This window comes from Sphingomonas parapaucimobilis NBRC 15100, from assembly GCF_000787715.1.
Taxonomy (GTDB): Bacteria; Pseudomonadota; Alphaproteobacteria; order Sphingomonadales; family Sphingomonadaceae; genus Sphingomonas; species Sphingomonas parapaucimobilis.
In genome coordinates this window covers 105037-117939 of record NZ_BBPI01000018.1, presented here as the reverse complement: position 1 = coordinate 117939, position 12903 = coordinate 105037, and the positions used below count along the sequence as shown (strand labels likewise).

At 66.8% G+C, this 12903-nt stretch carries 13 protein-coding genes; 3 read left to right on the top strand and 10 right to left on the bottom strand.

The window, feature by feature from the left end; translation table 11 throughout:
- Positions 1 to 94: 94 nt before the first annotated feature.
- From SP5_RS03940 to SP5_RS03930, 3 genes are read right to left on the bottom strand one after another with little or no spacing between them, the layout of a single operon-like run.
- Positions 95 to 874 (bottom strand): LysR family transcriptional regulator, encoded by a 780-nt coding sequence (locus SP5_RS03940; RefSeq protein WP_042484315.1) that lies wholly within the window; start codon positions 872 to 874, stop codon positions 95 to 97.
- Positions 871 to 1269 carry a Co2+/Mg2+ efflux facilitator ApaG/CorD gene (gene apaG, locus SP5_RS03935; protein ID WP_042484312.1) on the bottom strand — a complete coding sequence of 133 codons (399 nt, stop codon included), beginning with the start codon at positions 1267 to 1269 and terminating at the stop codon, positions 871 to 873. The genes SP5_RS03940 and apaG overlap by 4 nt, the downstream gene beginning before the upstream one ends.
- Positions 1266 to 2474 (bottom strand): trans-sulfuration enzyme family protein, encoded by a 1209-nt coding sequence (locus tag SP5_RS03930; protein ID WP_042484310.1) that lies wholly within the window; start codon positions 2472 to 2474, stop codon positions 1266 to 1268. The genes apaG and SP5_RS03930 overlap by 4 nt, the downstream gene beginning before the upstream one ends.
- A gap of 135 nt (positions 2475 to 2609) precedes the next feature.
- Here SP5_RS03930 and SP5_RS03925 point away from each other — a divergent pair, with 135 nt between their 5' ends.
- Positions 2610 to 2915: a hypothetical protein gene (locus tag SP5_RS03925; protein ID WP_042484392.1), complete on the top strand. Its 306-nt coding sequence runs from the start codon at positions 2610 to 2612 to the stop codon at positions 2913 to 2915.
- Between the two features lie 39 nt (positions 2916 to 2954).
- On the opposite strand, the gene SP5_RS03920 is transcribed toward SP5_RS03925, so the two are convergent.
- From SP5_RS03920 to SP5_RS03910, 3 genes are all read right to left on the bottom strand, one after another.
- Positions 2955 to 3341: a hypothetical protein gene (locus SP5_RS03920; protein ID WP_084220552.1), complete on the bottom strand. Its 387-nt coding sequence runs from the start codon at positions 3339 to 3341 to the stop codon at positions 2955 to 2957.
- A gap of 62 nt (positions 3342 to 3403) precedes the next feature.
- Positions 3404 to 5278 (bottom strand): glycoside hydrolase family 35 protein, encoded by a 1875-nt coding sequence (locus SP5_RS03915; protein WP_245613392.1) that lies wholly within the window; start codon positions 5276 to 5278, stop codon positions 3404 to 3406.
- Positions 5279 to 5552: 274 nt separating this feature from the next.
- Complete coding sequence (locus tag SP5_RS03910; RefSeq protein ID WP_245613391.1) at positions 5553 to 6845, bottom strand: methyl-accepting chemotaxis protein; 1293 nt, start codon at positions 6843 to 6845, stop codon at positions 5553 to 5555.
- Positions 6846 to 7048: 203 nt separating this feature from the next.
- Between SP5_RS03910 and SP5_RS03905 the strand changes: the two genes are divergently transcribed.
- A complete protein-coding gene (locus SP5_RS03905) occupies positions 7049 to 8305 on the top strand; it encodes a phospholipid carrier-dependent glycosyltransferase (RefSeq protein WP_042484303.1) in 1257 nt (418 codons plus the stop codon).
- A 117-nt stretch (positions 8306 to 8422) separates the two neighbouring features.
- On the opposite strand, the gene SP5_RS03900 is transcribed toward SP5_RS03905, so the two are convergent.
- The 4 genes from SP5_RS03900 to SP5_RS03885 form a co-directional block, all read right to left on the bottom strand.
- The gene (locus SP5_RS03900) at positions 8423 to 9523 is read right to left on the bottom strand and encodes a glycosyltransferase family 2 protein (protein ID WP_042484301.1); all 1101 of its coding nucleotides are present in this window, start codon (positions 9521 to 9523) and stop codon (positions 8423 to 8425) included.
- A gap of 5 nt (positions 9524 to 9528) precedes the next feature.
- A complete protein-coding gene (gene leuB / locus SP5_RS03895; protein WP_042484298.1) occupies positions 9529 to 10572 on the bottom strand; it encodes a 3-isopropylmalate dehydrogenase in 1044 nt (347 codons plus the stop codon).
- 56 nt (positions 10573 to 10628) lie between these two features.
- Complete coding sequence (recO, locus tag SP5_RS03890) at positions 10629 to 11360, bottom strand: DNA repair protein RecO (RefSeq protein ID WP_042484295.1); 732 nt, start codon at positions 11358 to 11360, stop codon at positions 10629 to 10631.
- Between the two features lie 151 nt (positions 11361 to 11511).
- Positions 11512 to 12108, bottom strand: a complete 597-nt coding sequence (locus tag SP5_RS03885; protein WP_042484292.1) for a hypothetical protein — start codon at positions 12106 to 12108, stop codon at positions 11512 to 11514.
- A gap of 86 nt (positions 12109 to 12194) precedes the next feature.
- Between SP5_RS03885 and SP5_RS03880 the strand changes: the two genes are divergently transcribed.
- Complete coding sequence (locus tag SP5_RS03880) at positions 12195 to 12872, top strand: helix-turn-helix transcriptional regulator (RefSeq protein WP_042484289.1); 678 nt, start codon at positions 12195 to 12197, stop codon at positions 12870 to 12872.
- The last annotated feature ends 31 nt before the right edge of the window (positions 12873 to 12903 follow it).

Below are 12903 nucleotides of genomic sequence, written 5' to 3'. Positions count from 1 at the left end.
GGGGGGGGGGGGGGGGGCTTCCACATAGGACGGCCTTTGGGGCGCGACCCCTCCACCATGCTGCGCATGGTCCCCCTCCCCGTGCCGGGGAGGATCAGCCGCCCAGCGCCTCGACCAGCGCCTTGACCTTTTGCTGGCGCCATTGCGGCAGCGGGGCGACCAGCCAGTATCCCATGCGTGAGGGCACCGCTTCGCCGGTGGCGACCACGCGCCCCTCGGCGAGGTCGCGTTCGGCGAGCAGTTGCGGCACGATGGCCCGGCCCAGCCCGGCAGCGACCGCATCGATCGCGAGGCCCGCATCGGTGACGCGGACCAGCGGCGTCCCCTCTTCCGGCGCACCCGGCCAGGCGATCAGCGGCGCATTGGCGGGGCCGATCGGAATCATCCCGTCCGACTCGATCGCCTCGCCCTCCAACCCGCCAGGGCCATCGCCCCAGCGGATGGCGAGGTCCAGATTGGCCTCGGTAAAGTCCAGCCCCTCGTCCGACGCGATCAGCGAGAAACGCAGGTCCGGGTCGTTCGCGGCGATGCCGGCCAGGCGCGGCATCAGCCACTTCTCGGTCACGTCGCGCGGCGCGGCGATGGTCAGCGACTTGGAGGACTGGCCGGCCTGCATCGCGCGCACGGCATCCTCGAATTGCAGGAACCCTGCACGCAAGGGCGCCAGCCCCGCCTCGGCCTCGGGTGTCAGTTCCAGCCCGCGCGTCGTGCGGCGGAACAGCACGACGCCCAGCGTATCCTCCAGCGCGCGAATCTGCTGCCCGACGGCCGCGGGGGTAACGGCCAGCTCGTCGGCGGCGCGGGTGAAGCTCAGATGGCGGGCGGCGGCGTCCAGCACGCGCAGGCCGTTGAGCGGCAGATGCGTCCGCTTCATGTCTCCACCGCCGGGGCAATGAGCGCGAAATGGGGGATGGCCACGTCGAAGGTCACGCCATCCGCGCCGACCATCCGGTAACTGCCCTGCATCGCCCCGCTGGTCGTCGCCAGCGGACAGCCGGAGACATAGTCATAGGATGCGCCCGGCTGGATCACCGGCTGCTCGCCGACCACGCCCTCACCCTCGACCGAGTGGCGCGCGCCGCGCGCATCGGTGATGATCCAGCGCCGGGTGAGCAGCTGGACCGGCTGGTCGCCCTCATTCTCGATACGGACATGATAGGCCCAGAACCAGCGCCCGCGCTGCGGCTCGGACTGTTCGGGCAGATAGCTGACCGACACCCGGACCGTCACCGGCCCGGTGGTCAGCGCATGGGAGAAAAGCGCCTTCACAGACCCACGACGCGGAGTGCCTGGTCGAGATCGTCGATCAGGTCGTCCGCATCCTCCAGCCCGACATTCAGGCGCAGCATCCCCTCGCCGATGCCCATCTCGACCCGCTTGTCCTCGGCGACGCCCGCATGGGTGGTCGAGGCGGGATGGGTCATCAGCGAGCGCGAGTCGCCGATATTGTTCGAGATGTCGATCAGCTCCAGCGCATCGAGCAGACCATGCGCCTGTTCGCGACCGCCATCGAGTTCCAGCGCGAAGATGCTGCCGCCCGCCTTCATCTGGCGCATGGCGAGTTCGTGCTGCGGATGGCTGGGCAGCGCGGGGCACAGGACGCGGGGCACGCGGCCCTCCAGGAAGGTCGCGACCTTCAGCGCCGACTCCGACTGGCGATGGATACGCAGGTCCAGAGTCTCCAGCCCCTTCAACACCACCCAGGCGTTGAACGCCGACAGGGTCGGTCCGGTGTTGCGGGTGAAGGGCAGCAGCGTGTTGGTGATGAAGTCCTCGGTCCCGCACACCGCGCCCGCCAGCACGCGCCCCTGCCCGTCCATCATCTTGGTGGCGGAATAGGCGGTGACGTCCGCGCCGAAATCCATCGGCCGCTGGAGCGCGGGGGTGGCGAAGGCATTGTCGACGACCGTGGTGATGCCACGTTCGCGCGCAATGGCGCAGATCGCCTCCAGGTCCGCCACGTCCATCGTCGGGTTGGCGGGCGTCTCGAAAAAGAAGACCTTGGTCTCGGGCCGCACCGCGTCGAGGAACGCCTGCGGGTCGCGGGCATCAACGACGGTGGTGGCGATGCCGAACTTGGGCAACAGCGTATCGGTCAGCCAGCGGCACGACCCGAAGGCCGCGCGGCCACCGACCAGATGGTCGCCCGCCTGCAACTGGCAAAGCAGCACCGCCGTCATCGCCGCCATGCCCGACGCCATGGTGCGGCACGCCTCCGCGCCCTCCAACAGCGCGATACGCTGTTCCAGCATCTCGACGGTCGGGTTCTGGAGGCGGGAATAGGTCATCCCCTCCTGCTCGCCCGCGAACCGTGCCGCCGCGTCCCCTGCCCGGTCATAGCAATAGCCCGAGGTCAGGAAGAGCGCCTCGGAGGTCTCGCCATATTCCGACCGCGCGGTGCCGCCGCGCACGGCCTGCGTCGCGGGACGCCATTGGGAGGTGATCGAACGGTCCTGGCCAGTCTTGCGCTTCATGCCCGTCCATTTGCCGGTCCGGGCAGCGGGGTTCAAGGATATTCGGACGCCCGCCCGTTATGTCAGCGTTACGACAGCGGAACGGAAAAGCATCCGATCCGGTTATTCCTCCCGATGCAAACAGGGAGAATGAGCATGAAGATCCGCATCGGCCTGCTGATGGCCGCCAGCCTGGTGTCGCTGTCCGCCTGCAACAGCAAGGGCACCGACAAGCTGGCCGAGAATGTCGAGAAGGCCGCCGACAACCGCGCCGATGGCATGGAAGATCAGGCAGACGCGCTGCGCAACCAGGCCAAGATGCTCGACAAGCAGGCCGAAAAGACCCGCGACTATGCCGAGGATCGCGCCGATGCGATCAAGGCGGCGGACGTCAACGCCGCCGCGATGAGCCCGGAGCATCGCGAGGCGGTCATCGACAACCAGGCCGCCGCCGTCCGGTAACGCCACCCCGCTCCTCCCCGATCTGGGGAGGAGCCCCCGTCATGCACGATAGAGCGCGCCCTGCCCGCTACGCGCCCGCCCCCAGATCTCTTCGTCGGAAAGGGTCGTCTGGATCAATTCGACCGGCACGCCGCCATCGTCGATGATCGCGACATGATAGCCGTCGATCGGCTCATAGGGGCCAAGCAACACCGTCTCCCCCTCGATCGCCGCCGCCAGATCGGCGACCTTGAAGGCGGGATGCGGCATGGTGCGGATCAGCGGGTGCAGCGGCGAGTCGGGCGTGAAGCGGTGCCACTGGATACGGAATTTGCCGGGATTGTCGGCGGTGTAGAGCCCGGCCTTGGCGCTGAATTGCTCGCCATCATGGGGAATATCCGTCGGGATACCCATGTGATGGAATTCATAATGGATGCCAGGCTTCATCCGGATCCTTTCACGCCGTCCTGAAGCGGGGGGGCCGATGACGGGCCGCCCCGCCCCCATCCTTACTGCGCCTCGCGGTGGTTCGTCACCTTGCCGTAAAAGGGCTTGTCGACCGTGGCCAGCCTGTCGCTCGCATCCCCGGTCAGGTCGAAGAAGAGCACCCGGTTCGCCCCGGCCTTCAGCCACGGCGCGGGCGTGTAGAGCGTGTGGACCGGCCCGATGCTCCAGAAACGGCCGAGATTATGGTCGTTCAGCCAAACCTGCCCCTTATGCGCGCCCCGCATGTCGAGATAGGTGTCGCCGGGCTTGGCTACCGTCATCGTCGCCTCATAGAAACACGGCCCGTTGCACGGCTTGGCCGACAGTTTCAGCGACGCCAGATTGTCCATCGGCAGGCGGAACATCTGCCAGTCGCTGAGCGGCTGCCCCGCCAGCGTGACCGCGCCGGTCAAACCCGCCTGCTCGGTGCGGATCGCATGGGAATAGTTCACCCGGCCGGTATTTTCGACCAGGATATCCAGCGTCGCGGGCTTGGCGCGCGCGGGCAGCTCCACCGTCTCCTGGTCAAGCCGCCGGTCGAGCGTGCCGACCAGCGTCTTGTCCAGATACACCTGCGCATAGCTGTGCATCCCCTTCAGCGTCAGCGGCCCCGCCGCACCTGCGGGCACGCTCACGCGGTAGAGGACGTACCCGTAATTCTGGTCGAGTTCCTCGAACGTCTTCGGCTGCGCGGCACGCACCGGCGCGGGCAGATTGTCCCAGAGCGACGCGCTGCGCCGCACCGCCGATACCGGGAAGGTCGTGGCGACCGTGGCTGCGGGCGTCGGCGCGGCGGGCTTGCCCGTCACCTCGGCGATGGCGGCGGCGATCAGGCCGTATTTGTAGCGCGGATTGCCCGCCTCATCGATCGGCGCGTCATAGTCATAGCTGGTCGTATCGGGATGATAGTCCTTGCCGGTGTGCGAGTCCGCCCCGTTCATCCAACCGAAGGTGGTGCCGCCATGCACCATGTAGAGCGAGATCGAATAGCCGCGCTTGAGCATATAGGCCATTTCCTCGGCCTCTTTCCTGCCGTCCGTCTCATGGTGCTCCTCGCCCCATTTGTCGAACCAGCCCGCCCAATACTCGCCGACCATGCGCAGGCCGTCGGGACGGTATGCCTCCAGCTTGGCGACCGAGCTTTGCGCGCCGCCCGAGCCGAAATTCACGACCGATGGCAGATTCGGCAACGACCCCTTGGCCAGATCGCCGCCCTGATTCGACGTGAACAGGATGCCATCGGCGAACCCGGCACGCTTATAGCTGGCCTCCAGCCCGCGCAGATACGCCTGGTCGCTGCCGAACGCGCCATATTCATTTTCCAGCTGCACCGCGACGATCGGCCCGCCATTCTTCAGCAGCAGCGGCTTCACCTCCTGCCCCAGCCGCATCAGCCAGCGATCGACGGCGGCGGTGTACTTCGGATCGGTCGAGCGCAGGACGAGGCTACGGTCCTTGAGCAGCCAGGACGGATAGCCGCCCAGCTCCCATTCGGCGCAGACATAGGGGCCGGGGCGCAGGATCACGTCCAGCCCCTCGGCCTGGGCATCGCGGATGAAGGCGACGATGTCGTTCTGGCCGCTGAAATCATAGACGCCCGGGCGCGGTTCATGCGCGTTCCAGAAGGAATAGGTGGTGATGGTGTTCAGCCCCATCGCCTTGGCCTTTCGCAGGCGATCGCGCCAATAGGCGCGCGGGATGCGAGTATAGTGCATCTCACCCGAGATCACCTGATGCGGCTGGCCGTTGCGCAGGAAACCCTTGCCCTGCACCGCGAAGGTCTTTGCCGGGCCGTCATTCGACAGGGGACCTTGCGCCGACATGCTTTGCGCCGTCAGGGGCGACAGCGCGGTGGCCGCCAGAATTGCGCACAAGGTGGATCGAACCGCTCGCGTCACGTCACTCTCCCGTTCATTCTGTCGCATTCGCACAGACGGGATTGAGGACACCTCATGTCACCCGCCCCCGCTTTGGGCATCATGGGTGCCATGCAAGACGGGGGTTCGTCAAATTGTCTGACGAATGAGCGCCATTATCCTCCCCGGCACGGGGAGGTGGCAGGCCGTCAGGCCTGACGGAGGGGGGCTTCCACGCACGGCATCATTGGCGGTACGCCCCCTCCACCACCGCTTCGCGGCGGTCCCCCTCCCCGTATCGGGGAGGATGGGCTGCTCAGGCCGCCTTCCACATGGGCTGCGCCATCGCGGGGGCTTGGGCGCCCAGGCGGAAGCGACCGACCTGATCCGTCATCGCGCTCGCCTCGCTCACCATTTCACGGGCGGCGGCGGAGGCTTCCTCGACCATGGCGGCATTCTGCTGCGTCACCGAGTCGAGGTCGACGATCGCGATGGTGATCTGCGACGCGCTGCTCGCCTGTTGCTGGGAGGCACTGGCGATATCGCCGATCAGCGTGGCCATCTCGCTGACCTGCGCGGCGATGCGCTGCAGCGTCGATCCGGCCGCGTCGACCTCCTGCACGCCCGAGCGGATCTGTGCATCCGACGCGCCGATGCGGCTCTTCACATCCTTGGCGGCGTCGGCCGAACGCTGCGCCAGCGCACGGACTTCGCTGGCAACCACGGCAAAGCCCTTGCCCGCGTCACCGGCGCGCGCCGCCTCGACGCCCGCGTTCAGCGCCAGCAAATTGGTCTGGAACGCGATGCCGTCGATCACGCCGATAATCTCGGAGATTTCATTGGAGGTGCGCTCGATCCCGCCCATCGCGTCCATCGCGCGCTGCACCACGACGCCGCTCTGCGCCGCATTCTGCTGCGCCGAGGCGGCGACCTGCGCGGCCTTGTTGCCGAACTGCGCGGTCTCCTGGATCGCGGTCGTCACCTGCCGCATCGCGGCGGCGGTTTCCTCCAGCGAAGCGGCCTGATGCTCCGTGCGCCGCGACAGGTCGCCCGCGGCCTTGCCGATCTCCAACGCCGCGCTATGCACCCGGCGCGACGAGGCGTTGATCGACTCGATGGATCCGCCCAGCATCTGTGCCGCCTCGTTGAAATGGAGGCGCAGCGGCTCGTAATCGTCGCGGAACGGCTTTTCGATCCGATGCATCAGGTCGCCATTGGCCAGGCGCGACAGCCCGTCCCCCAGCTGGTTCACGATCGCCATCGTCTCGCCCATTTCCTGGCACAGGACCAGCATGTCCTGCGGCGTCACGACATGCGCAGGGATCAGCGTGACCAGCATACGCACGATCTGACCGCGACTGTCGGTGTTCAGCCACTCGAATCGCGCAAAGCCCTCCTGAAGCGCCTGCGCCACCCGTTCGCCGACATGCACTTCGGTCGGGCGCCCGTCAGGCTGACAGGGCGCGGCAAAGGTCGCGGGCGAATGGCCCAGGATCGCCTGGAGCGGACGGTCATAGACCCGCGCGGCGGCCGGATTGGCCGAGACGAACTTGCCGCCCGAAAACAGCAGCATCGCATCAGGCGAATGATCGAACACGGCCTTGGCCATGACCTGATCGACATTCACTTCCTTTTTGCCAAGCCAACCCATCGCGCCATCCCATCCCTTGTTGCGGCTGCAATCGCCCCGACCGGCCAACGGCCTGCGTTCCAAAGCATCGACCTAACTCGAGTGTCTGAAAGTTTGGTTAGGGTGGCCCGCCGTTCCGAACGCGACCGAAAAAGCAATTGTCCCCTTGGGGCCGGTCGGCCATGACCGGGCTCATGCGCCGCCTGCTCGCCCCGTTCCATCGCCCGGTTTCGGCCCTGCTGGCCCTGTTGATCGCGGCACAGGCGCTGTTCTGCTGGCGGCTGACCATGCCGCCGATGCTGGTCTTCGACGAAGTGCATTACGTTCCCGCCGCGCGCACGCTGCTGGCTCTGGAGGGGCCGGTGAATATCGAGCATCCGCTGCTCGGCAAGACGTTGATCGCGGCGGGCATGCTGCTGTTCGGCGACAACGCGCTGGGCTGGCGCGCGCTGTCCACGGTCGCGGGGACGGCGATCGTCGGCGGGGTGTTCGGCATCGTCTGGCTGATGACCCGACGGACACGCGCAGCGGCGATCGGCGCGCTGCTGACGATGTTGAACTTCATGGTGCTGGTGCAGGCGCGGATCGCGATGCTCGACGGCTTCATGGCGGCGTTCGTCGTGCTGGCCGTCGCGGCGATGGCCTGGGCGATGCGCGGGAACGCCGCGCGGAGTCGCTGGCGCTGGACGCTGGGCGCGGTGCTGCTGGGTCTCGCAGTCGGGGTGAAATGGGCGGCAATGCCCTATCTGGGCTATGCGGCGATCGGCTTTGTCCTGTTGAAGCGACAGGATCCCAGCCGCTGGCCGGGCCTGCGCTGGTGGTCGGCCTGGGGTCTTCTCGGCCTGGGCGCGGCGCTGGCCTATGCGGCGACCTTTGCACCGGCCTTCTTCTATATGCGCGAGCCGATGACGCTGGCGGAGCTTCTGCCCTTCCAGCTCGAAATGTATGCCCGCCAGACCCAGATCCTGCCGCCGCATCATTACCAGTCGACATGGTGGAGCTGGCCCGTGATCGGGCGGCCGATCTGGTATTTCTATGAAATGGCCCAGGGTGCGCAGCGGGGCATCTTCCTGCTGGGCAATCCGGCGGTGATGTGGGGCGGACTGGTCGCGGTGGCGGCATGCGCGCTCGGGTGGCTGCGGACACGCGAGGTACGGCTGGGCGTCGCGGCGGCACTCTGGATCGGCGGCTTCGCGGTCTGGGCGATCATCCCCAAGTCGCTGGGCTTCTATTATTATTACTTCCTGCCCGCGATCTGGCTGTCGGTCGTGCTGGCTGTGGCGATCGATCGCTGGCGGACGTGGTTGCGCGACTGGGACGAGGCCTATCTGGTCGCGGTGGCGTGCCTGTTCGTGTATTTCTATCCGATCCTGACAGCGGGGGCGCTGGCGGGGCCAAAGTCCTTTGCGCGCTATGCGTGGTTCATGGACTGGCGGTGAGGCCGTCCCTTGGCCTTCGACTTCGATCAGGCTGAACGGAGTTTGGGGTCAGGCTTTATATAAACCGCCGTTCAGGCTGAGCGAAGTCGAAGCCCACGCCCCGCCCTCATCCCGAACTCAGTACCGCCCCCAGACGAACCGCGACGACAGCGCATAATTCCACACCGCCCCGACCAGCACGCCGATCAGTGCCGACAATGCCCACTCATTGGCCCGCGCATCGTGCAGGAAGGCCGCGACGCCGACATTGGCGATCGCCCCCACCGCGCAGACCAGGCAGAAGGACACCCAGCCGTCGAGCAGCGGCTTGACCCCGGTCAGGCGCCGATCGCGATAGGTCAGCGCATTGTTCAGGAAGAAGTTGAACGTCATCGCCGCCGCCACCGCGACGATCTGGCTGGCGAGGAAGCTGGCGCCCAGCAGGACGAAGAACAGGCTGAGCACGGCCATATGGACGCCCACCCCCAGCACGCCGATCGCCGAGAACATGGCGAAGCGCACCGGCACCACCTTGCCGAAGCGACGATCGTACAATGCGATCAGATATTCCATCGCCACGACATGATCGAGCTTCGACTCGCCCTCTGTCCGCAGCCGGAAGACATAGGGCATCTCGGCGGCGCGCAGCGGGCGCGGCGAGGCGCTCATGATGTCGAGCAGGATCTTGAACCCGATCCCCGACAGATACGGTACGGTGTCGCGCGCCACCTGGGTGCGCACCATGAAGAAGCCGCTCATCGGGTCGGACAGGTTCACGTTCAGCACCCGCTGCGACAGCTTCGTCGCAAAGGCCGACTTGGCCACCCGGTCGCGGTCCCAGTCCCCCGTCCCGCCGCCATCGACGAAGCGCGAGCCGACGACGATGTCGAGATCGCCTTCCGCCTGCAACCGGTCGAGCATCTTGGGCAGCAGCGTTTCGTCATGCTGCAAATCGCCATCGATCACCGCGACCATGGGAGCTGCGGTGGCGCACATCCCCTCGATACAGGCGGACGACAGCCCCCGCCGCCCGATCCGCTGGATCACCCGCACGCGCGGATCGACGCGGCCCAGTTCGCGCGCGGCCTCGGCGGTGCCGTCGGGGCTGTTGTCGTCGACGAAGATCGCCTCCCACCGCCGCCCGGCCAGCGCCTGGTCGAGCTTGGCGATGAGCGTCGGCACATTGGCGCGCTCGTTGAAGGTCGGGATGACGACCGCGAGTTCGAGGAGCGCGCTCATGGGGTTCAGAGGCGCTGGAGGATCGCGTCGGCCATGGCGCGGGTCGACAGGCTGCCGCCCAGATCGCCGGTCCGCGCGCCCTCGCGGATCGCGCCCGCCACCGCCGCGTCGATGCGATCGGCCGCTTGCGGCTGCCCCAGCGAGTGGCGCAGCATCATCGCCGCCGACAGGATCGCGGCGCAGGGGTTCGCCTTGCCCTGCCCTGCAATGTCGGGGGCCGAGCCATGGATCGGCTCGTACAGCCCCTTGCCGGTCGCGCCCAGCGCGGCCGACGGCAGCATCCCGATCGACCCCGCGCACATCGATGCCTGATCCGACAGGATGTCGCCGAACAGGTTGCCGGTCAGGATGACGTCGAACTGGCCCGGATCACGCACCAGCTGCATCGCGCAATTGTCGACATACATATGGTCGAGCGCGACGTCCGGATACTCCTTCGCCACCTCGATCACCACGTCGCGCCACAGCTGCGACGTTTCCAGCACATTGGCCTTGTCGACCGACAGCAAGCGGCGGCGGCGGCGCATCGCGGTCTCGAAACCGACACGGGCGATCCGGGCGACTTCCTCTTCATCATAGCGCATCAGGTCATGACCTTCGCGCAAGCCCGCCTCGGTGGTGCCGCGACCCTTGGCGCCGAAATAGACGTCGCCGGTCAACTCGCGCACGATCACCATGTCGATGCGGCGGGCGATATCGGGGCGCAGCGAGCTGGCATCCTCCAGCCCCTCGAACAGGCGCGCGGGGCGCAGATTGGCGAACAGGCCGAACGCCTTGCGCAGGCCCAGGATCGCCTGCTCCGGCCGATGCGCGCGCTCCAGATTGTCGAAGCGCGGATCGCCGACCGCCCCGAACAGCAGCGCGTCGGCGCGGCCCGCCACCTCCAGCGTCTCGGGCGGCAGCGGATGCCCGGCCGCCTCATAGGCCGCCCCGCCGACCTTGGCTTCCTCGAAGGTCAGGCCCAGGTCCAGCGCCTCCAGCACGCGCCGCGCTTCGGCGGTCACTTCCGGGCCGATGCCGTCACCGGCGAGGATCGCGATCAATGCCATGGCTGGCCCCTTGTCTTGCCTAAGTTCGGAGCGCCCTTTGCCTTAGCGGGCGGTCTTCACGCAACCGCCCTTTTGAACCGATCGAACAGCCGCACGCGGGCGGGCATCGGATCGTTGCGCAGACCGGCCAGGATATCGCGCGCCAGGAAATGCGCGGTGATCCGCCCGGCGGCAAAGATATCCGGCCAGTCGGCCACCCCGCCCTCGCGCAGGAAGTCGGGCAAGGGGAACAGCCGCGCCTCGTATCCGAACGCCGCCCCCGCCGACACCGCCGCCCCGCTCCTGGGGCTGACAAAGGCGAGATCGGCGGTCCCGCCGGTCACGGTGCATCGCTCCAGATCGAGCCCGAACCCCAATTGCCCGAGCAGCAGCAGTTCATAGCGCACCAACGCCCCCGCCCAACTTCGCGCGGACGGGGCCGATTCAATCGCGGTCAGCACCGCGTCCAGCGCCTCGTAAAGCACGGGATAAGGCTGCTCCTCGGGCAGCGTCGCCGCGGTCAGCGCGCAGAGCCACTCGATCCCGGCGGCGGCCAGCCGCTCGCCATGCAGCCCCGCGCGGCTATGCCCCGGCTCGACGGTCAGCGCGGCAAGCTGCTCCACCGTCCGCGCCCGCCACTCGCCGACGATCCCATTGCCCGGTTGCAGCACCGGCCGCAAAGCCCGCGACCGCCCGCCCCGGACATAGCCCGGCTGCACCCCGTCCGCGCGGGTCAAAGCCCGCACGATCGCCCCATGCTCGCCATGCGGCCGAACCGACAGGATGATAGCGGGGGCGACCCGGTGCATGACGGAGGATGTAGGGGGGAATGGGGTGGGATGCTATGGATGGCAGCAGGCCATCATGATCCGTGTAACCCGACGCCGATGGCTCCCTGAAGGGCATCGCCAATCCCAAAAACGATGGTATATTGGGAAAGCCCGCACCTGCACGGTCAACTCAAACGATCGTGCCGAACTCCATGCTGACAGGCTCGATCATGGAAAGGAAGCGGTCACAATCCGCATTACCAACCCAACTGGCGCAGATCGCTTCGGCGCGATCGCGGTCACTGGCAAAGGCCAGATCGACGAACGTACCATCCTGCAGCTTCACCAGATGCTGACGCCGCCACCCCGGCTGGTGTCCCAGATGATCTGACACCATCGCCGTGTAGGCGGCTCGCATCGCGCTTTCCTCGACACCGGGCTTCAGTTTGAAGCGACCAAGCTCGATGCCGCTCCCCGCCACCACTGGCTGCGGGTCGAGGGAAAGGGCAATGTAGTGCGCCATACTCGCGACCGTCGCGACGGAGCCACGAAAGTCGGCAAACTCCGGGGCATTCCCGACCATTTGCGCGGCGACGCGGGCGCTATGATGATCGGTCCAAGCGACCAGATCGACCCGCTCGTTCGCATCGTCTACACCCTTGAAAGGCGTCCAGGCGATGAAGCCTGGCTGGCGGACGAGCAGCGCCCGTGCGTAGTCGCGAACCCTGTCCGCCTGATCCGCGTCGTTGGTCCTGTAGGTGACGATCTCATAGCAAATGGCGGTCATGGCGTTTCCTGACGGTGACGTTCGTGAAGCCCCGCGATACACGTCATCCCTGACAGTTTCCGTCAGGATGGAACGACAGCCTTCCCATGCGCTCACTGCGGCTTTTTGCGCTTCTCGATCACCTGCGCGGACGGTCAGTCCCGATCTCGGCAGACACGCTGGCCGAGATGCTCGGCGTGTCGGTGCGGACGATTTATCGCGACATGGTGACATTGCAGGCCATGGGCGCACCGGTTCGCGGGGAACCGGGCGTCGGATATCAGTTGGAGCAGGGCTATTTCCTGCCGCCGCTGCATCTGGATCATGACGAGATGGAGGCGGTCATGCTGGGAATGCGCCTGATCGCAGCGCGGAGCGACAAGCCGCTGGCGGCCGCCGCGCGACGGGCATCGGCAAAGTTTGCCGCCTCAATGGGACCCGACCGGCAAGCGGCCTATTCAAACCTGCCGCTGCGCGCGGTGTCCAGGCGGACATCGGAAAGCGAGTGTGCCAAGGCGCATCTGCCCCTGTTGCGCGATGCCATACGCGGACGCCTGATCCTCCGCATCACCTATGCGGACCTTTCGGAAAACGAGAGCGAACGGACGATAAGACCGCTCGGACTGACCCTGTTCGATGCAGCGTGGCTCCTTACCAGCTGGTGTGAAGCCAGGAACGCTTTCCGCAACTTTCGGGTCGACCGAATTGCTACCGTCAGCGGCACGGGCACCACCTTTCGACACGAAAAGGGGCGGCGCTTCGAGGACTATCTGAAGACACTGTGATGGCTCAAACCCGTTGAGCCGACTTCCCGAT

Excerpts from the sequence above, each read along its gene's own strand:
- SP5_RS03940 (WP_042484315.1), bottom strand. The coding sequence starts at position 874 with ATGAAGCGGACGCATCTGCCGCTCAACGGCCTGCGCGTGCTGGACGCC.
- SP5_RS03930 (WP_042484310.1), bottom strand. The coding sequence starts at position 2,474 with ATGAAGCGCAAGACTGGCCAGGACCGTTCGATCACCTCCCAATGGCGT.
- SP5_RS03925 (WP_042484392.1), top strand. The coding sequence starts at position 2,610 with ATGAAGATCCGCATCGGCCTGCTGATGGCCGCCAGCCTGGTGTCGCTG.
- SP5_RS03920 (WP_084220552.1), bottom strand. The coding sequence starts at position 3,341 with ATGAAGCCTGGCATCCATTATGAATTCCATCACATGGGTATCCCGACG.
- SP5_RS03910 (WP_245613391.1), bottom strand. The coding sequence starts at position 6,845 with ATGGCCAAGGCCGTGTTCGATCATTCGCCTGATGCGATGCTGCTGTTT.
- SP5_RS03905 (WP_042484303.1), top strand. The coding sequence starts at position 7,049 with ATGACCGGGCTCATGCGCCGCCTGCTCGCCCCGTTCCATCGCCCGGTT.
- SP5_RS03900 (WP_042484301.1), bottom strand. The coding sequence starts at position 9,523 with ATGAGCGCGCTCCTCGAACTCGCGGTCGTCATCCCGACCTTCAACGAG.
- leuB (WP_042484298.1), bottom strand. The coding sequence starts at position 10,572 with ATGGCATTGATCGCGATCCTCGCCGGTGACGGCATCGGCCCGGAAGTG.
- recO (WP_042484295.1), bottom strand. The coding sequence starts at position 11,360 with ATGCACCGGGTCGCCCCCGCTATCATCCTGTCGGTTCGGCCGCATGGC.
- SP5_RS03885 (WP_042484292.1), bottom strand. The coding sequence starts at position 12,108 with ATGACCGCCATTTGCTATGAGATCGTCACCTACAGGACCAACGACGCG.
- SP5_RS03880 (WP_042484289.1), top strand. The coding sequence starts at position 12,195 with ATGCGCTCACTGCGGCTTTTTGCGCTTCTCGATCACCTGCGCGGACGG.